Genomic DNA, 709 nt, shown 5'->3' with positions numbered 1-709 from the left:
CATAACCTGAAGGTCACAGGTTCAAATCCTGTCCCCGCAACCAAACTTACCAAAACGGCCCGCCAGGCTCAAAGCCGGCGGGCCGCTTCGCGTTCGGATAAGCCCTTGGATCCGGCCTGGCCGCCCCCAAGCACCAGGCCGGCGACCCCGCACAAAAACAAATCACCCTACCAAACCAAATCAAAAAGACAGCCGCCAGGCTCCAAGTCGGCGGACCCTTGCGTATCCGGATCACCGTGGAGCGTCGATCCAATCCTGTTCAGGGCCCGCAAAAGAGGCGACGCCGATGGCGCGGACAAAAATCAAATCAGTGAAGACCATGGAGGGATGGTCAGGTTCAAGATCGATTGATCGCCAAGCATGAACAGATTAGCCGGTTGGGCTCTATCCGGCCGGCTTCCTCACACGCTTTGGATGGTGAATAACAGGATCTGCGGCCTCCGCTCGCACCGAGACCCTCGATCGCGTGGTGCTGCCCCAATCGGTAGTCCAATTCCGCCGAATCGGGACCGAGGCGATGCCGCTTGGCGGGCCATGATGATGAAGCGTCGCCGAATCGGCAGTGGATTGCCAATTATTGGTATCTAGAGCGGTTCACGAGTTGATGGAATCGAAGGGATTCCGGATCAGTCGGTTTTGTGATTCAAGATGCTGGCTGGAATGGAGGCCAGCATCTGATGACTCGACCTCTTTCCAATGATCTTCGCGA

The 709-nt window shown here is 57.1% G+C and carries 1 protein-coding gene; it reads left to right on the top strand.

Going from position 1 to position 709, the window contains the following annotated elements; translation table 11 throughout:
* A partial coding sequence (locus O7B34_RS31870; protein ID WP_337149702.1) for a hypothetical protein occupies positions 1-351 on the top strand: 351 nt, incomplete at its 5' end.
* Positions 352-709: the final 358 nt, after the last annotated feature.

This window comes from Mesorhizobium sp. Cs1299R1N3, from assembly GCF_037179625.1.
GTDB classification, from domain to species: domain Bacteria; phylum Pseudomonadota; class Alphaproteobacteria; order Rhizobiales; family Rhizobiaceae; genus Mesorhizobium; species Mesorhizobium salmacidum.
The sequence above is the reverse complement of the archived record's forward strand: the minus strand, read 5'-3'. Positions and strand labels throughout refer to the sequence as shown.